The organism is Pseudomonas sp. NPDC088322 (assembly GCF_044740745.1).
Taxonomy (GTDB): Bacteria; Pseudomonadota; Gammaproteobacteria; order Pseudomonadales; family Pseudomonadaceae; genus Aquipseudomonas; species Aquipseudomonas shirazensis.
Window position 1 is genome coordinate 44,212 of record NZ_JBIURK010000002.1, and the last position, 17,151, is coordinate 61,362.

Sequence of the window (17,151 nt, forward strand, 5' to 3'; positions counted from 1 at the left end):
TTAGAAACTTTCGTTGGTCATTGCCGTGGTGGCGCGGCAGTATCGCCCAACTTGGCAACACCGTTCAATTTTTCCAGAGAGCCGTGCGCAGGTGTTCAAGGCCGCCACGGTCAGGCATTAGCATGGCTATCAGTGTTTTCGACCTTTTCAAGATTGGCATCGGCCCCTCCAGCTCCCACACCGTAGGGCCGATGCGCGCCGCCGCAACCTTCGCCCAGGCGCTGCGCGAGCGCGGGCTACTGGCTCAGGTACAGCGGGTCGAGGTGCGCCTGTATGGTTCGCTGTCCGCCACCGGCGTCGGCCATGCCACTGATCGCGCCTGCCTGTTGGGGTTGATGGGGCAGTGGCCCGACCAGATCGATCCGCACAGCATCGAGCCGCGTATCGCCCAGCTGCTGCAGGAGCGCTGCCTGATGCTCGACGGCCGCCAGCCGGTCGACTTCGATTATGGCCGCGACATGCTCCTGCTGGACGAAAGCCTGGCCTACCACCCCAATGCCATGACGCTGAATGCCGAGGGCGAGCAGGGCTGCCTGTTCAGCCAGACCTATTACTCGGTCGGTGGCGGCTTCATCGTCGAGCAAGCCGAGATCGATGCGCCACAGAGCAGCGCCGAGCAGGTCAAGCTGCCTTACGAGTTTTCCAGTGCTGCCGAACTGCTCAGCCTGTGCAAACAGCACGGCCTCAGCGTCAGCCAACTGATGATGGCCAACGAGCGCGCCTGGCGCAGTGAAGATGACATCCGCGCTGGGCTGCTGAAAATCTGGGCCGCGATGCGCGAGTGCGTGGCCAACGGCATGCGCAATGACGGCATCCTGCCCGGTGGGCTCAACGTCAAGCGCCGTGCCGCGCGGCTGCACCGCAGCCTGCAGGAAGTCGGCAAGCCCAACGTGATCGGCTCGACCTTGAGCGCGATGGAGTGGGTCAATCTGTTTGCCCTGGCGGTCAATGAAGAAAACGCCGCTGGCGGGCGCATGGTCACCGCGCCTACCAACGGCGCCGCCGGCATCATCCCCGCCGTGTTGCACTACTACATGAAGTTCAACCCCAGCGCCTGCGACGACGATGTCGTGGCGTTTCTGCTGGCGGCGGCGGCAGTGGGCATTCTGTGCAAGAAAAACGCGTCTATTTCCGGCGCCGAAGTGGGCTGCCAGGGGGAGGTCGGTTCGGCCTGTTCAATGGCCGCCGCGGGCCTGGCCGAGGTGCTCGGCGCGACCGCACCGCAGCTGGAAAACGCCGCCGAAATTGCCCTTGAGCACAACCTCGGACTGACCTGCGACCCGGTCGGCGGGCTGGTGCAGATCCCCTGCATCGAGCGCAACGCGATTGCCGCCGTCAAGGCCATCAACGCTGTGCAGATGGCCCTGCGCGGCGACGGCGAGCACTTCATCTCCCTCGACCGGGTGATTCGCACCATGCGCGACACCGGCGCCGACATGCACGCCAACTACAAGGAAACCTCACGCGGCGGCCTCGCCGTTGCGTACGTCGAGTGCTGACCCGTACTCGACGGGGCTGAATGCGCATCTGCCAAGGCAGCGGGCATTCAGCTCCAAGGCACTACCCGCTGTATCAGCGACAAAAATAACTACAAGGCGATATCTGATGACCGATGTACATAGCACCACGACTGTTCGTGCGGATTCGGCCGTTGCGGCTGCGGCGGTGGATGCAACCCGCTGGAACCGCCATGACACCACCTGGGCCCTGGGCCTGTATGGCACGGCGATTGGCGCCGGGACGTTGTTCCTGCCAATCAACGCCGGGGTCGGCGGCTTCTGGCCGTTGATGATCCTCGCGCTGCTGGCGTTGCCGATGACCTTCTATGCACATCGGGCCTTGACCCGCTTTGTCCTGTCCGGTCGCAAGAGCGGCAACGAGGACATCACCGAGGTGGTCGAGGAGCACTTCGGCACCGGCGCCGGCAAGCTGATCACCTTGCTGTACTTTCTGGCGATTTTCCCGATCCTGCTGGTGTACAGCGTTGCCCTGACCAATACCCTGAGCAGTTTTCTCGAGCATCAGTTGCACGTGACGGCGCCGCCGCGGGTGCTGCTGTCGCTGCTGCTGATCTGCGGTCTGATGGTGATCGTGCGCTGCGGCCAACAGATGATCGTTAAGGCCATGAGCATCCTGGTCTATCCCTTCGTCGCCTCGCTGTTGCTGCTGGCCCTGAGCCTGATCCCGAACTGGAACGGCGCCTTCCTCGCCCAGGCCAGTGAAGGCATCAGCGTCAACAAATTGCTGCTGACGTTGTGGCTGGCGATCCCGGTCATGGTCTTCTCGTTCAACCACTCGCCGATCATCTCGGCCTTCGCCGTCGACCAAAAGCACCGTTATGGCGCCGACGCTGACCGCAAGAGCGGCCGCACGCTGGCAACCGCGCACGTGATGATGGTGCTGACGGTGATGTTCTTCTGCTTCAGTTGCGTGCTGGCGTTGAGCCCGGCCGACCTGGCGGCCGCCAAGGAGCAGAACATCTCGGTGTTGTCGTACCTGGCCAACCACTTCCAGACCCCGGTGATCGCGTTCGTGGCACCGCTGATTGCCCTGGTGGCAATCACCAAGTCGTTCCTCGGCCACTACATCGGCGCCAGCGAGGGCTTCCAGGGCATGATCGTCAAGAGCCTGCGCGGGCGCGGCAAAGCCTGGCCGGCCAAGCGTCTGGAGCGGGTTACCGCGCTGTTCATGGTGCTGACGTGCTGGGCGGTCGCCACCCTCAACCCGAGCATCCTGCGCCTGATCGAAAGCATGGGCGGCCCGGTGATTGCCTGCCTGCTGTTTCTGATGCCGATGTACGCCGTACGCAAGGTGCCGGCGCTGCGCAAGTACTCGGGCAAGCTGTCCAATGTGTTCGTTACCTTGATCGGTTTGATCACCTTGTCGGCGATCTTCTACAGCTTCTTCGCCTGACCCAGCTCAACCCCGCGCCGATTCGGCGCGGGCCTGCATCCGTGGGCTCAGCCCAGTACTTCGCGCAGCCGATGCCAGAGCATGCCCGCTGCCAGCAGCGGCGAGCGCAGGGCCTTGCCGCCCGGGAAGGTCAGGTGCGGCACCGCACTGAAAACATCCAGGCCCTGGCTGTGGCCGACGGCGATGCCTTCGGCCAGCAGCTTGGCCGTCCAGTGCGTCACGTTCAGGCCATGCCCCGAATAGCCCTGGGCATAGTAGACGTTGGGGTATTGGCTCAAGCGGCCCACCTGCGGGAAGCGGTTGGCGGTGATGCCGATCATGCCGCCCCATTGATAGTCGATGCGCACATCGGCCAGTTGCGGGAACACCTTGCGCACCTTGGGCAGCATGTAGGCGGCGATGTCTTTCGGATCGCGGCCCGAATAATGGCAGGCACCGCCAAACAGCAGGCGGTGGTCGGCGGTCAGGCGGTAGTAATCAAGGCCGACCTTCTGGTCACACAAAGCCATGTTCTGCGGAATCAACGCCTGTGCCACCTGTTCAGGCAGTCGCTCGGTCGCCACCACGTAGCTGCCAGCGGGCAGCACCTTGCCGCTCAGGCGCGGCTCGAGTTCGTCCAGGTGCGCATTGCAGCCAAGCACAAGGCTCTGCGCGCGCACCTTGCCGTGGGCGCAGTGCAGGGTCACGCTCGGGCCATGCTCGATGCGCAGCACCGGGCTTTGTTCAAAGATACGCACGCCCAACTTTGCCGCAGCGCGCGCTTCACCCTGGACCAGGTCGAGCGGGTGCAGATGGCCTGAACCCATGTCGATCAGCCCGCCTGCGTACTGCTCGCTGGCGACCACTTCACCGATGTGTGCCGCATCAACCAAGCGCGTGGCATGGCGGTAACCGAGCTCGGCCAGTTGCGCTTGCTCGTCCTTGAACGCGGCAAACTGGCCGCGCGTGTTGGCCAGCTCGCAGAAGCCCCAGCGCAGGTCACAGTCGATGGTGTACTGGGTAATGCGCTGGCGCACCAGCTCGACCGAGTCGATCCCGGCCTGTTGCAGATATCGCACGCCGTCCTGGCCGACATAGCGGGCAAAACCGCTGACATCATGGCCGATGCCGCGAATCAGCTGGCCACCGTTGCGCCCGCTCGCGCCCCAGCCGATGCGCCGGGCTTCGAGGAGGATCACCGACAAACCGCGCTCGGCCAGTTCCAGCGCAGTATTGACCCCGGTCAGGCCGCCACCGACCACGCAGACGTCGGCGCTCAGTTGTTCTTGCAGCGCAGGGTAGGGCGCGCTGCTGCGCGCCGTGGCGGCGTAGTACGAGGCAGCGTGTTGGCTCTCTAATGACATGGCACAGGCTCGGCTCAGCGGTTGGATTTGATCTTGCTCCAGGAACGGGTCATGACCCGCATGATTTTCGGGCTCGGTGTGCTCGATACATAGAGCTTGTCGAGCACCTCTTGCGGCGGGTAGATCTCGGGATTGTTGACCAGCGCCGGATCCATGTGCGCCTTGGCCGCGAGGTTGGCGTTGGCATAACCGACGGTGGTGCTGACTTTGGCGATTACCTCAGGGTCGAGCAGGTAATTGATGAAGGCCAGGGCCTGTTCAGGGTTGCTGGCGTCCTTGGGAATGGCCAGCAGGTCGAACCACAGATTGCTGCCTTCCTTGGGAATGCTGTAGGCGATTTTTACGTCGTTTTTCGCTTCAACAGCACGATTGGCCGCCTGGAACACGTCGCCCGAGTAACCGAAAGCGATGCAGACATCGCCATTGGCCAGGTCGGAAACGTACTTGGAAGAGTGGAAGTAGGTAATGTACGGCCGTATTTCCACCAGCTTGGCTTCGGCCTTCTTGTAATCGGCTTCGTTTTCGCTGCGCGGGTTCATGCCCAGGTAGTTGAGCATGGCCGGGAACAGTTCATCCGGCGAGTCCATGAAGGCTACGCCGCATTTTTGCAGTTTCTTCAGGTTTTCTGGCTCGAACAGCACTGCCCACGAATCGATCTTGTCGATGCCCAGCGCCGCCTTGACCTTGTCGACGTTGTAGCCGATGCCGTTGGTGCCCCACAGGTACGGCACTGCGTATTTATTGCCGGGGTCGTTCTGCTCCAGCTGCTTGAGCAGCTTGGGGTCGAGGTTGCTGAAGTTCGGCAGCTTGCTGCGGTCCAGCGGCAGGAAGGCGCCGGCCTTGGCCTGGCGGGCCAGGAAGTGGTTGGACGGCACCACCACGTCGTAGCCAGTGCGCCCGGCGAGCAACTTGCCCTCCAGGGTTTCGTTGGAGTCGAACACGTCATAGATCACTTTGATGCCGCTGCTGGCCTGGAAGTCGGCCAGGGTGGTTTCACCTATATAGTCGGTCCAGTTGTACACGCTGACGCTCGGCTGGGCCTGAGCGGCGGCGCCGAACATCAGGGCGAATGCTGCGGGGATCACGGACTGCAAATGACGCATGTCGACACCTCTCTGGTTTTATTCTGGGTCGTGATGTTGCGTAAGGCGGGGCGCTCGGCGCCCCGCAGATGATCAGACACTCATCATCAGGAACTCGCGCTCCCACGAACTGATCACCCGTTTGAAGTTCTCGTGCTCGGCGCGCTTCACCGCGACATAACCCTGGACGAACTGCTTGCCCAGGTAGTCCTGGATGATTTCGCATTCCTCCATGTGCTGCAGCGCGTCTTCGATGGTGATCGGCAGGCGCAGGCTGCGTCGCTCATAGGCGCGGCCTTGCACTGCAGCGCTCGGCTCGATCTTGCCAACCATGCCCAGGTAGCCGCAGAGCAAACTCGCAGCAATGGCCAGGTAAGGGTTGGCATCGGCGCCCGGCAGGCGGTTCTCGACGCGCATGGCCTCGGGGCTTGAGGTCGGTACGCGCAGTCCGGCGGTGCGGTTTTCTTCACCCCACTCGACGTTGACCGGGGCCGAGGTGTCCGGCAGGAAGCGGCGGAACGAGTTGACGTTCGGCGCGAACATCGGCAACACCTTGGGGATGTACTTCTGCAGGCCACCGATGTGGTGCAGGAACAGCTCGCTCATGCTGCCGTCGTCATTGGCGAAGATCGGCTTGCCGGTGGCGATATCGACCACGCTCTGGTGCAGGTGCATGGCGCTGCCGGGCTCATCGGTGATCGGCTTGGCCATGAACGTTGCGGCGACGTTGTGCTTGAGCGCGGCCTCGCGCATGGTCCGTTTGAACACGGTGATCTGGTCGGCCAGGTCCAGCGCGTCGCCGTGGCGGAAGTTGATCTCCATCTGCGCCGGGCCGTCTTCGTGGATCAGCGTGTCGAGGTCCAGGCACTGGATCTCGCACCAGTCGTAGACGTCCTCGAACAGCGGGTCGAATTCGTTGGCGGCATCGATCGAGAACGACTGACGGCCACTTTCAGCGCGCCCGGAGCGGCCCATCGGCACTTGCAGAGGCAAGTCCGGGTCTTCGCAGCGCTTGGTCAGGTAGAACTCCATCTCCGGCGCGACGATTGGCTGCCAGCCCTTGTCGGCGTAGAGCTTGAGGACTTTTTTGAGAACGTTGCGCGGCGACAGCTCGATCGGGTTGCCTTGTTTGTCGAAGGTGTCGTGGATGACGATGGCGGTGGGTTCGATGGCCCACGGGATCTGGTACACCGCCGACGGGTCGGGGCGGCAGATCATGTCGATGTCGGCCGGGTCGAGCAGGTCGTAGTAGATGTCGTCGTCGACATAGTCGCCGGTGACGGTCTGCAGCAGCACGCTTTCAGGCAGGCGCATGCCGCGCTCATGGAGGAACTTGGCCGTGGGTGCAATCTTGCCGCGGGCGATGCCGGTCAGGTCACTGATCACGCATTCGACTTCGGTGATGCGGTGTTCTTTCAGCCAGGTGGAAAGCTGATCGAAGGGGGCGTTCATACAGACCTCTTGGTTGGGTTTTGATCGCGCCACGCGAAGGGATCTTCCCAGTCGCTGCGCTGGAGGCTATCTTGGGCGCAGCCCGCAGGGTTGATCTATCCACTTCTTTCGCCAGCAAATGCACCAAAATAGTGCATACAGGATGCCGCGTGACCAGCGCCAACGGCTTGCAAGTTCAGGCTTTCCAGACCAGTGATGTCAGTGAACAGGTGCGCACAACGCCCGGCTGGCAGCAGCAATACCGGCAAATGTCGCCGGGGTTGTTCAATGGCCAACTGCGCAGCCTGGAGCTTGAGGGCGTCGAAGTCTACGAAGAACGCCTGAACACCCGCGTTGAGCAGTTTTTCAGCGCGCCCAGTGGGTCGTTGACGTTCTGTTTTGACCGCAGTGAGAACAGCCTGTACCTGCTCAATGAAGACAGCCGCAATATCTGGATCACGCCCGAGAACTATCAGGAAGTGGCGGTGGTGTTCAGCCGCGACTTTCTCCAGCGCCATGGGCTGGATGTCGCCCGCCTGGAAGGCTTGTTCATGACCCCGCTGGACTCGGTGCAGAACAACCTGTTCGGCAGCTGGCTGAGCGCGACCCTGACCCGGCTGGGCGAGGCTGATAGCCCATTGCAGGGCAGGGCGTTGGGCGAACAGCTGCTCGAGGATTGCCTGTTCATTCTCGACAATGCCAGCCAACGCCTGCAGGGCGATGCCCATGGCCGGCGTAGCGAGGCGCGCGCGGTCATGCGCCGGGTCAGCGACTGGGCCGCCGATTGCCCCGACGAAACACTCAACCTCGTCGAGCTGGCCGAAGTTGCCGGGGTGTCTGTGCGCCAGTTGCAGCAGATCTTCAAGGCCTTCACCGCCATGCCGCCGGCGCACTGGCTGCGCCTGCGCCGCTTGAACGGCGCCCGCCGTGACTTGTTGCGTGGCGCTGGGGCGACCGTGGCCGAGGTGGCCATGCAGTGGTCGTTCTGGCACCTGGGGCGCTTCTCGGAAAGTTACCGGCAACTGTTTGCCGAGCTGCCCAGCGAGACGCTGAAGCGGGCCAGGTAGCCCGGTACAGTTCTGCAGATCAGAGCCATTGCTGGTATCGTGCGCGGCAGTAATGTACCGAGGTCCTGATGTTTTATCTGCCCCTGACCAGCGAACAGGCCGACGGCCTGGCCAGTCAACACGCCAGCGAGTTCTTTGTGCAGGCCAGCCTGCTGGAAAGCGCTGCGGTGCTGTTTATCCAGAATGTGCCGCGCCAGCAGGGTGCGCCTTCGGTCGAAGCGCAGCAGCGGCGCTTTGCCGAGATCGTGCGGATTGCCGATGAGGTCGAAGCGGCGGCGCCTTCGCGCTTCCAGCAGCAGGTCGCCAGCCGTTTTGACCCAGAAGTGTTCGCCATGGGCCTGGGCATGCTCGGCGAGAACGGCATCGGCCTGCTGGCGGCCGAGCAGCCGGTCGATGTTGCCGACCTGCGCGACAGCGAAGGTGGCTGGAGCTTTACCTTTGCCGATGCCTATCGCGAGCAGGTAACGCCGTTGCGACCGGTCAGCTTGCCGTCGTTGCCGAGCAATCTGCGCCTGAGTGACCAGCAGAACCGCTTGCTGCGCGAGTTTCTCTCGGGGGTTGACGAGTCGGTGGCGGTGCAGGGGTTTGCCGGCACCGGCAAGACCTTCCTGATCAACCAGTTCGCCCGTTTGCTCGACCCGCAGCGGACCTTGCTGCTGGCCATGACCGAAGGCCAGCTACGCGCCCTGCAGGCGCGGATCAAGGACGCCTCGGCGTTTACCGCGCGCACTTTTGGCCAGTTGGCCGACGAGATTCTTGACCGCGATCTGACCAGCAACGGCTGGCGCCTGCGCGACGTCTACCGCAGCAAACTGTCGTGGCGCCCGCAGGAGGCGCAAGTCGTACAGTGGCTGGCAGTGCCGGACATCGGCCCGTTGGCGGCGCGCGAAGTGGTCGCCCTGTGCATCAAGGCGGTACGCAGCTTCTGCCGCAGCGCAGACACCGCCATCGAACTGCATCATTTGCCGTGGATGGGCCACGGCTTTTCGCCGTTGGATCAGGAGGTGCTGCTGGAAAAGGCGCGCCTGTACTGGCAACAGCTGATCCGCCCCTCGGCGCGCGAGATTCAGCTGCCGGTGCGCGATTATCACCGGGTCAAGCTGCTGTCGCTGACGCTGGAAGTGATCGACAGCCAGTTCAGCCATGTCATCGTCGATGAAGCCCACGAGCTGTCGGCGCCCATGCTCGCCGTGCTCGACCGCAGCCCGCAGGCAATCATTACCCTGGGCGACGACCTGCAGAACCTCAACGGCCTCAGCCCGCACCACGGCAAGTTCATCCGCCAGCGCTGCATCGATCACTCGCTGCGTGCCGGGCCAGCCATGGAGGGCGTGCTGAACCCGCTGATCCTGGCCCACCCGGCCGCAGTGCAGGCGGCCTTTACCGGCAGCGCCGAGCACTATACCCGGGTCAGTTTCTTCGACACGGTGACGGTGCCCGAGCAACCTACGGCGCTGCTGGTGGATGACGAATGGGGTCTGTTCGGCTGGTTCCAGCGCCTGACCCATCAGGGCGTACCGTTTGTTTTGCTCAAAGGTGCGCGCAAGGAGTTCGAGCTGTTTGTCGAAGACTGCATCGAGTTGTACCGCTACGGCACGCGCCCGCGGCACAATATGCTGTTCCGCTATGCCAGCTGGCAGGCGCTGGAACAGGACAAGGGCGACGACAAGGCCTTTGCTGCTGTGGCCAACCTGCTGCGCAGGGGCTACACGCCGGAAGATTTCGCCAAGGCCAAGAGCCGTTATCGCTGGGACAAGGCGCCCAAGTTGTTCCTGGCCAGGGTGCGCGACGTGAAGAACATGGAGTTCGCCCGGGTCATGGTCTCGCCAGAGCTGATGGTTGCGCCTGCCGCCGCCGGTAACCGCAATGAGCGAGCGCGCATGCTCGCGGGGCTGTACACCGCCTGTTCGCGGGCCAGGCATGAGCTGATTGTGCCGGGTGGCATGCTCGACTGGGTGCAGGACCAAGTGCGCGACAACTAACTGGCAAAAAAAGGGGCAAGCCGCACAAGCGACTTGCCCCTTTTGCTTACGCTGCTGTCAGTTGCGATCCAGCCACACCGTCTGCACGTTGCAGAACTCGCGCACACCGAAGTGCGACAGCTCACGGCCAAAGCCGCTCTTCTTCACGCCGCCGAACGCTACCCGCGGGTCAGAAGCGCAGTAGCCGTTGATGAACACCGCACCGGTATCCAACGCCGAGGTCATCCGCTCAGCCAGCTCGAGGTTGGCGGTGTAGATGGTCGAGGCCAGACCAAACTCGCTGTCGTTGGCCAGTTCTACGGCGTGGTCGGCGTCACGGGCGCTGATGATCGCTGCCACCGGGCCAAACAACTCCTGCTTGAACGCGGTCATTTGCGGGGTAACGCCGGCAAATACGGTCGGCTCGTAGAAGTTGCCGACGCCCTCAGCCTTCTTGCCACCCAGCAGCAGCACCGCGCCTTCAGCCAAGGTTGCCTGCACCTGGCCGTCAAGCTCGTCGCGCAGGTCATAGCGGGCCATCGGGCCGATGTAGGTGTCAGCCTCAAGCGGGTTGCCGACCTTGAGCTGACGCGTGGCTTCGACGAACTTCGCGGTAAACGCCTCGGCGATGCTTTCTTCGACGATCAGGCGCTTGGCTGCTGCACAGACCTGGCCGGTGTTCTGATAGCGGCCGATCACCGCTGCCTTGACCGCTGCATCGAGGTCGGCGTCCGCCAGTACGATGAACGGATCGGAACCGCCCAGTTCCAGTACGCATTTCTTCAGCGCAGCACCGGCTTGAGCACCAATCGCCATGCCGGCGCGGACACTGCCGGTCAGGGTCACGGCGGCAATACGCGGGTCATTGATCGCCCGGGTCACGCCGTCCGGGGTGACGTTGAGCACTTCGAAGATGCCTGCTGGCAGGCCAGCCTGGTTGATCACGTCGAGCAGCAGATAGGCGCTGCCCATGACGTTCGGGGCATGCTTGAGCACATAGGTATTGCCCGCCAGCAGTGCCGGGACCGCGCCGCGCAGCACTTGCCAGAGCGGGAAGTTCCACGGCATCACGGCCAGAATCGGCCCCAGTGGGCGGTATTCGATACGTGCCGTCGCAATTTGCGTAGGCTCGGCAGCCAGCATCGCCGGGCCGTGCTCGGCGTACCATTGGCACAGGCCAACGCACTTGGTCACTTCGCCACGTGCCTGGCTGATCGGCTTGCCAATTTCGCGGCTGATCATCACCGCCAATGCTTCGTGATTGGCCTGCAGAGCATCGGCCAGGGCGTTCAGATACTCGCTGCGCTGCCCCAGTGACACCTGGCGCCATTGGTTGAAGCCAACCTTGGCACGTTGCAGCGCCGCTTCCTGTGCGGCGTCGGTGTCGAACGGATAGTGGCCGATCTGCTCACCGCTGAACGGGTCGACAGAAATGGCGTGGGTCAGGCTGCTGATCTCGCTCATGGCGGAGGTCCTCGTTGTTATAAGTTGACGAAGCTCAGACTAGTGGCGTGCAACCGTATTGAAAACTGAATAATAATGAGCGCAACGTTCACGTTTGGAGAATGACTGTGGATCTGGTGCAACTGGAAATTTTCAAGGCAGTGGCAGAGCACGGCAGCATTAGCGCCGCTGCCCAGCAGATTCACCGCGTGCCGTCGAACCTCACCACGCGGATCAAGCAGCTTGAGGAAGACCTCGGTGTCGAGCTGTTCATCCGCGAGAAAAGCCGCCTGCGCCTGTCACCGGCGGGCTGGAATTTTCTCGAGTACACCCGGCGCATTCTCGACCTGGTCCACGAAGCGCGGCTGACCGTGGCCGGCGAAGATCCGCAGGGCACGTTCGCCCTGGGTTCGCTGGAAAGCACCGCCGCCGTGCGCATCCCGGCCTTGCTGGCCAGTTATAACCAGCGCTTTCCCAAGGTCGATCTGGACCTGTCGACCGGGCCCTCGGGGACCATGCTCGAAGGTGTGCTGTCCGGCCGACTGGTCGCAGCCTTCGTCGACGGCCCGGTCTTGCACCCAACCCTGGAAGGCATGGCCGTGTTCGATGAAGAGATGGTAGTGATTGCGCCACTCAACCATGCCGCAATCAGCCGCGCCCGCGACGTCAACGGCGAGAGCATCTACGCCTTTCGCGCCAACTGCTCGTACCGCCATCATTTCGAGAACTGGTTTGTCCAGGATCAGGCCGTGCCCGGCAAAATCCATGAGATGGAGTCCTATCACGGCATGCTTGCGTGCGTCAGTGCTGGTGCCGGCCTGGCGTTGATGCCGCGCAGCATGCTCGACAGCATGCCGGGCTTGAGCACGGTCAGCGTTTGGCCGTTGTCGGAAGACTTTCGGTACTTGCAGACCTGGCTGGTGTGGCGGCGCGGTACTGTGTCGCGCAGCTTGAGTATGTTTATCAAGCTGCTGGAGGAGCGGCGGGCTGCCTAGGGTCGCTTTCAGCCTTGAGATAGCCGGGGCCGCTGCGCGGCCCTTTCGCGACACAAGGCCGCTCCTACACCGACCGTGCCACGTAAGGACGACGCAGTGCCTGTAGGAGCGGCCTAGTGTCGAGAAAGGGCTGCAAAGCAGCCCCGACGTACTCGAACCACCCGCAGTCGCTCGGCAGCCTACTATTCATCCAGATCCGGCACATCACCCGGCCGGTCGATATCCAGCAACACTCCAGGATCGCCCAATTCAATATTGCGCACCGCCTGCGGATTGCCCAGCAGCACGCTGCGGGCGCCTTCATCGCCGGTCAGGGTGCACAACTGCGGCCACCAGGCGCGACCGAACAGCACCGGGTGGCCGGGCTTGCCTTGATACGTCGGGCGGATGATCAGGCGACGGTCCGCCTTGGCCAGCAGCGCGGCGAGGGTGGCGGGCTGGATGAACGGCATGTCACCCAGCATCACCAGCAAGCCCTGAGCATTGGACGCGGTACTGATCTGCGCGACGCTGCTAGCGATGCTGTGGCCAAGGCCAAGCCGGCTGCTGCTCGATTGCAGGATGCGCACGTTATCAGCCAGGCCGACCGGGGCAGGGTCGTCGTCACGCAGCGCCAGCCAGACTTCGCCCAACTGCGCGCACGGCAGTTGCAGGCTGGCCTGCAGCAGGGTCCGGCCGCTGCTCAGCAGGTGCTGGCGTTTGTCACTGCCAAACCGGCGGCTATGGCCGGCGGCGAGTACCAGAGCGGTTACGGTACATGGCATCCTGAGGGTGTCCCGTGGCAAATGAGGAATCGGTCTGGCCGCTAGACTACCTTAACCCCAGCATCACTGGCGCACGCAAGGCGGTACGCCATCACCCGGCAGGCTCGGGTATGATGCCAACCCCTATCGTTGCCAGAGGCCCGCCACCATGACCTTGAACGCTGAACAGATCGGCGAATACCGTGCATTTGCCGAGCAGTTGGCGCAGGCCGCTGCGGCTGCGATCCAGCCGTATTTTCGCGCCAACCTGGCGGTCGAGGACAAGGGCGGGCGCCTGTACGACCCGGTGACCGTGGCCGACAAGGCCGCCGAAGACGCCATGCGCTCGCTGATTCAGGAACGCTACCCAAGCCACGGCATCCTTGGTGAAGAGCAGGGCGTGGCGGTGGGCAGCAGCCCGCTGACCTGGGTGCTAGACCCGATCGATGGCACTCGCGCCTTCATCACCGGGCTGCCGCTGTGGGGCACGTTGATCGCGCTCAACGACGGCACCAAGCCGGTGGTCGGGGTGATGAACCAGCCGTTTACCGGCGAGCGCTTCATCGGTACCCCAGAGGGAGCCTGGCTCGGCAGCACGCCGCTGAAGACCCGTGCCTGCAGCGATTTGGCCTCAGCCACCCTGATGTGCACCACGCCGGACATGTTCGATAGCGAGGCGCGCAAGGCCGCCTTTGAAGCCGTTGCCGGCCAGGCGCGGCTGATGCGCTACGGCGGCGACTGCTACGCCTATTGCATGCTCGCCAGTGGCTTTGTCGATGTGATCGTCGAGGCCAGCCTGCAGCCGTATGACGTGCAGGCGTTGATGCCGATCATCGAAGGGGCGGGCGGGGTGATCACCGCCTGGGATGGCAGCTCGGCGCAGAACGGCGGCTGTGTGGTGGCCTGCGGTGACCCTGCGTTGCATGCGCAAATGATCGAGTTGCTGCGTCACGCCATGTGACCGGCTGAGCCCCTGCAATACCGTTGCGCAGGCCTGGCTGGCCTGCGCAACTGCACTTTTTCGCCATTTCGCGCTCTATGTCTGGTCAGGCAGAGCCGATCCCCGGCCCCGTCGTTGATCAAGACCCCGGTGCCGATGCTTGTCCCCGTACTGCGAACCTGCCCCCGCCTGCTGCTGGCCGGCGCCCTGACCCTGCTGTGCGCGTGCACCGAGCAACGGGGCCGCGATATTGTCAGCCAGTTCAGTGATGGCAAACCCAGCGAGCTGTTCCAGACCAGCGTCGACCGCATGGCCACCCTGGCGATGCGCGACAACCTGCAAAGCCTGTACCTGCTGATGAACAAGCTGTACGCACGCAATCCCAACCAGTGGAAGCAGTCCGGCTACCTTGACGCCGCTACCGCCGAGCGGCAGATCCGCCTGGCCATCGAGCAACGCCAGCCGCTGCCGCAGCTTGGTCAGCGGCGCGATCTGGCAGCCCTCAGCTACGCCTTGAGCCCGGAATTCCGCGGCGATCGGGTCGGCGCCTTCATCTATGCCATCGGCAGTATGCTGATCACCGCCCACGGCGGACGCAGCGAGTTCTACATGACCGATGCGATCGACCCGCTGTTCGTCAACAACGCCGCGCGCAACATCGAAAAAGCCACCTGGATGCTCAGCCAGCGTCAGGACGCCAATGGCGTGCTGTTGCTGTTCTCCAACGAGATTTCCGAAGAGGGCAGCAACCTCAGCTTCGCGGTCGAGTTCGGCAAGATCGTCGCCCGGCTCGACCTGTTGGCGCAGATGCTCGATGAACGCTACCGGCGGATTGGCTTGAACTACGCGCAGAGCTTGTTGCTGATGAACTTCCTGCCGGTGCAATAGGCCGCGCTAGAGCAGTGCCTTGATCGCCTGGCGATAACGCGGACCGGCCAGGCTCATGCTGTTGTTATGGCTGGCACCAGGCACCAGCAGCAGGGTCTTGGGCTGCTGCGCGGCCTCGTACAATTGCTGGCTGAAGCGTGGCGGCACGTAGCGGTCGTTCTGGCCGTGCACCAGCAGTACTGGCATGCCGACCTGGTCGATCTTGTCGATCGAATCGAATTTTTGCGACAGCAGCCAGCGCACTGGCAGGGCGGTATCGGCTACCACTGCCGCAACATCGCCGAGCGAAGTGAAGGTCGATTCCAGGATCAAGCCGCGCGCGACGCTCGGGCTGCCGTCTTTTTGCGCCTGGCGGCTCAGCTCGGCCGCAAGCTCCACAGCCACCGCGCCGCCGAGCGAGTGACCGAAGATCAGCCGCTTGTTGCGGTCCGGTTGCAGCTGGGCAAAGCGCTCCCAGGCCACCTGCGCATCTTCATAGACGGTCGCCTCGGACGGCAGGTCGCCGCGGCTCTGGCCGAAACCGCGGTAGTCCACGGCCAGCACCGAATAACCCATGGCATGCAGTTGCTCGATGCGAAACAGCTGGCCGGTGAGGTTCCAGCGCACGCCGTGCAGGTAGAGGATGGCCGGTGCGTCGGCGCGCTGGGCTGGCCACCACCAGGCATGCAGGCTCTGGTTGGCGGTGAAGCTGCGCGGGCGCAGGTCGAGTTCCTGCACACCTGCGGGCAAGCCACGGAACCAGCTGGCCTGGCCGGGCTCGATGCGAAACACCAGCTCGCGCTCCTTGTGTTGCAGTACGCTGCAGCCGGCCGGCAGGCCGATCAGGAGCACGGCCATGCACAGCCAGCTGAGCCAGCGACGTTTGAGGTGAAGCAAAAGAGAAGAGGGCATGCAGGCGTTTTTAGCAGAAGCGCCGATTGCGGTGTAAGGAAAGTAACCGAGCGGTGTAGTCGGATGATTGCAAGCTGTGTCAGTAAAAAGGGCTATCAACCCTAGGCGAAGACTGATCTAGAGCCTGCGCCTATCCCCTGCGTTCGATAATCGGACAAATGTTGGCCGCAAGAGCGCGCTGTTCGCCCGGCCGTTACTGAGGTCGCATTGCCTGGCAGCCCTTGCATTGCGTAGTGTGTAGCCAAGCCACCGGTTGTCGCTTGCCTGCTGTACCCGGCGACCGGCCCGATAGACTGAGCGTGTACGACCGCGACCACTCGCCGTTGAGGCAGTAGGAAGCGGCGACGATAACAAGAATGAGCCGAGTGCCTTGCCTATGGAAAACCGCCTGTTGAGCGAGCGTAGCAGTGTGTTTCACCACGCTGATCCGTATGCCGTCTCCGATTACGTCAACCGGCATGTAGGCCAGCACTGCATCGGCCTGTCGCGCACCACCCATCCGCAAGCCAGCCTCAGCCACCGCAAACTGGCCGAGCTGGACCTGTGCCGCATCAGTTATGGCGGCAGCGTGCGGGTTACTTCGCCAGCGCTTGAAACGATCTACCACCTGCAGGTGTTGCTGCACGGCAATTGCCTGTGGCGCGGGCCACAGCGCGAGCACCACCTGGTGCCGGGCGAATTGCTGTTGATCAACCCGGATGATCCGGTCGACCTGACCTACTCGGAAGACTGCGAAAAATTCATCCTCAAAGTGCCGACCCGGTTGCTCGAATCGATCTGCGACGAGCAGCGTTGGCAGCGGCCCAGCGGTGGCGTGCGGTTTTTGCGCAATCATTACCGGCTGGATGAGCTGGACGGCTTCGTCAACCTGCTGGGTATGGTCTGCCATGAGGCGGAGGTCAGTGACTCGTTGCCGCGGGTGCAGGGCCACTACAGCCAGATCGTCGCCAGCAAGCTGCTGACCTTGATGAGCACCAATGTCCAGCGGGAGAACCTCGGCGCGCCGGGCGCCAGCCTGGAGCGCATCCTCGATTACATCGAACGCAACCTCAAGCTTGAGCTGCCGGCGGAGGCGTTGGCCGAGCAGGCCTGCATGAGCCTGCGCTCGTTGTATGCGCTGTTCGATCGGCATCTGGGCACCACGCCCAAGCAGTATGTACGCCAGCGCAAGCTGCAGCGCCTGCACGAGTGTCTGGCTGACCCGAGCTGCTCGGTGCGCAGCGTAACCGAGCTGGCGATGGATTACGGCTTCATGCACCTGGGCCGCTTTGCCGAGAGCTACCGCCAGCAATTCGCCGAATTGCCTTCGGAAACCTTCAAGCGCCGCACCTGAACCTCCGCTGGCGCCGCCCTGGCGCCACATCCTCAGCCCCCTCCAGCAAGCCTGCAGAAAACGGATAGCACTCTGCACAATCCGGATATTGCCCCCGCCGCGCTCGTCCTAACCTGACCTG

14 protein-coding genes are annotated in these 17,151 nt (G+C 63.2%); 8 read left to right on the plus strand and 6 right to left on the minus strand.

Going from position 1 to position 17,151, the window contains the following annotated elements:
- Positions 1 to 122: 122 nt before the first annotated feature.
- Both ACIOAU_RS04410 and ACIOAU_RS04415 read left to right on the plus strand, forming a co-directional pair.
- Positions 123 to 1,499: an L-serine ammonia-lyase gene (locus tag ACIOAU_RS04410; protein ID WP_150571677.1), complete on the plus strand. Its 1,377-nt coding sequence runs from the start codon at positions 123 to 125 to the stop codon at positions 1,497 to 1,499.
- A gap of 106 nt (positions 1,500 to 1,605) precedes the next feature.
- A complete protein-coding gene (locus ACIOAU_RS04415; protein WP_401180242.1) occupies positions 1,606 to 2,913 on the plus strand; it encodes a serine/threonine transporter in 1,308 nt (435 codons plus the stop codon).
- Between the two features lie 47 nt (positions 2,914 to 2,960).
- Here the strand turns inward: ACIOAU_RS04415 and ACIOAU_RS04420 are convergent, their stop codons facing one another.
- From ACIOAU_RS04420 to ACIOAU_RS04430, 3 genes are all read right to left on the minus strand, one after another.
- Positions 2,961 to 4,256, minus strand: a complete 1,296-nt coding sequence (locus ACIOAU_RS04420; protein WP_401180245.1) for an NAD(P)/FAD-dependent oxidoreductase — start codon at positions 4,254 to 4,256, stop codon at positions 2,961 to 2,963.
- A gap of 14 nt (positions 4,257 to 4,270) precedes the next feature.
- Complete coding sequence (locus ACIOAU_RS04425; protein WP_150569215.1) at positions 4,271 to 5,359, minus strand: polyamine ABC transporter substrate-binding protein; 1,089 nt, start codon at positions 5,357 to 5,359, stop codon at positions 4,271 to 4,273.
- A gap of 72 nt (positions 5,360 to 5,431) precedes the next feature.
- The gene (locus ACIOAU_RS04430; RefSeq protein ID WP_101319556.1) at positions 5,432 to 6,790 is read right to left on the minus strand and encodes a glutamine synthetase family protein; all 1,359 of its coding nucleotides are present in this window, start codon (positions 6,788 to 6,790) and stop codon (positions 5,432 to 5,434) included.
- 149 nt (positions 6,791 to 6,939) lie between these two features.
- Between ACIOAU_RS04430 and ACIOAU_RS04435 the strand changes: the two genes are divergently transcribed.
- Positions 6,940 to 7,836: a helix-turn-helix domain-containing protein gene (locus ACIOAU_RS04435; protein ID WP_150569216.1), complete on the plus strand. Its 897-nt coding sequence runs from the start codon at positions 6,940 to 6,942 to the stop codon at positions 7,834 to 7,836.
- A 68-nt stretch (positions 7,837 to 7,904) separates the two neighbouring features.
- A complete protein-coding gene (locus ACIOAU_RS04440) occupies positions 7,905 to 9,818 on the plus strand; it encodes an AAA family ATPase (RefSeq protein WP_150569217.1) in 1,914 nt (637 codons plus the stop codon).
- Positions 9,819 to 9,875: 57 nt separating this feature from the next.
- Here ACIOAU_RS04440 and ACIOAU_RS04445 read toward each other — a convergent pair whose 3' ends face one another.
- The gene (locus tag ACIOAU_RS04445) at positions 9,876 to 11,261 is read right to left on the minus strand and encodes an aldehyde dehydrogenase family protein (RefSeq protein WP_150569218.1); all 1,386 of its coding nucleotides are present in this window, start codon (positions 11,259 to 11,261) and stop codon (positions 9,876 to 9,878) included.
- A 107-nt stretch (positions 11,262 to 11,368) separates the two neighbouring features.
- Between ACIOAU_RS04445 and ACIOAU_RS04450 the strand changes: the two genes are divergently transcribed.
- Complete coding sequence (locus tag ACIOAU_RS04450; RefSeq protein ID WP_101323028.1) at positions 11,369 to 12,235, plus strand: putrescine utilization regulator PtrR; 867 nt, start codon at positions 11,369 to 11,371, stop codon at positions 12,233 to 12,235.
- Positions 12,236 to 12,417: 182 nt separating this feature from the next.
- Here ACIOAU_RS04450 and ACIOAU_RS04455 read toward each other — a convergent pair whose 3' ends face one another.
- Entirely contained in the window at positions 12,418 to 12,999 is a 582-nt protein-coding gene (locus tag ACIOAU_RS04455; RefSeq protein ID WP_401180251.1) for an NTP transferase domain-containing protein, read from the minus strand.
- A 148-nt stretch (positions 13,000 to 13,147) separates the two neighbouring features.
- Here ACIOAU_RS04455 and hisN point away from each other — a divergent pair, with 148 nt between their 5' ends.
- Positions 13,148 to 13,939, plus strand: coding sequence for a histidinol-phosphatase (gene hisN / locus ACIOAU_RS04460; protein WP_101319544.1), 792 nt, complete (start codon positions 13,148 to 13,150; stop codon positions 13,937 to 13,939).
- A gap of 135 nt (positions 13,940 to 14,074) precedes the next feature.
- On the plus strand, positions 14,075 to 14,806 hold the full coding sequence (locus ACIOAU_RS04465; RefSeq protein WP_401180255.1) for a hypothetical protein: 732 nt from the start codon (positions 14,075 to 14,077) through the stop codon (positions 14,804 to 14,806).
- 6 nt (positions 14,807 to 14,812) lie between these two features.
- Here ACIOAU_RS04465 and ACIOAU_RS04470 read toward each other — a convergent pair whose 3' ends face one another.
- Positions 14,813 to 15,697 (minus strand): alpha/beta hydrolase, encoded by an 885-nt coding sequence (locus ACIOAU_RS04470; RefSeq protein WP_401180257.1) that lies wholly within the window; start codon positions 15,695 to 15,697, stop codon positions 14,813 to 14,815.
- A gap of 376 nt (positions 15,698 to 16,073) precedes the next feature.
- Between ACIOAU_RS04470 and ACIOAU_RS04475 the strand changes: the two genes are divergently transcribed.
- Positions 16,074 to 17,030, plus strand: coding sequence for an AraC family transcriptional regulator (locus ACIOAU_RS04475; protein WP_101319540.1), 957 nt, complete (start codon positions 16,074 to 16,076; stop codon positions 17,028 to 17,030).
- The last annotated feature ends 121 nt before the right edge of the window (positions 17,031 to 17,151 follow it).

Coding starts and splice junctions, on each gene's coding strand:
- ACIOAU_RS04410 (WP_150571677.1), top strand. CDS start 123: ATGGCTATCAGTGTTTTCGACCTTTTCAAGATTGGCATCGGCCCCTCC.
- ACIOAU_RS04415 (WP_401180242.1), top strand. CDS start 1,606: ATGACCGATGTACATAGCACCACGACTGTTCGTGCGGATTCGGCCGTT.
- ACIOAU_RS04420 (WP_401180245.1), bottom strand. CDS start 4,256: ATGTCATTAGAGAGCCAACACGCTGCCTCGTACTACGCCGCCACGGCG.
- ACIOAU_RS04425 (WP_150569215.1), bottom strand. CDS start 5,359: ATGCGTCATTTGCAGTCCGTGATCCCCGCAGCATTCGCCCTGATGTTC.
- ACIOAU_RS04430 (WP_101319556.1), bottom strand. CDS start 6,790: ATGAACGCCCCCTTCGATCAGCTTTCCACCTGGCTGAAAGAACACCGC.
- ACIOAU_RS04440 (WP_150569217.1), top strand. CDS start 7,905: ATGTTTTATCTGCCCCTGACCAGCGAACAGGCCGACGGCCTGGCCAGT.
- ACIOAU_RS04445 (WP_150569218.1), bottom strand. CDS start 11,261: ATGAGCGAGATCAGCAGCCTGACCCACGCCATTTCTGTCGACCCGTTC.
- ACIOAU_RS04455 (WP_401180251.1), bottom strand. CDS start 12,999: ATGCCATGTACCGTAACCGCTCTGGTACTCGCCGCCGGCCATAGCCGC.
- hisN (WP_101319544.1), top strand. CDS start 13,148: ATGACCTTGAACGCTGAACAGATCGGCGAATACCGTGCATTTGCCGAG.
- ACIOAU_RS04465 (WP_401180255.1), top strand. CDS start 14,075: ATGCTTGTCCCCGTACTGCGAACCTGCCCCCGCCTGCTGCTGGCCGGC.
- ACIOAU_RS04470 (WP_401180257.1), bottom strand. CDS start 15,697: ATGCCCTCTTCTCTTTTGCTTCACCTCAAACGTCGCTGGCTCAGCTGG.
- ACIOAU_RS04475 (WP_101319540.1), top strand. CDS start 16,074: ATGGAAAACCGCCTGTTGAGCGAGCGTAGCAGTGTGTTTCACCACGCT.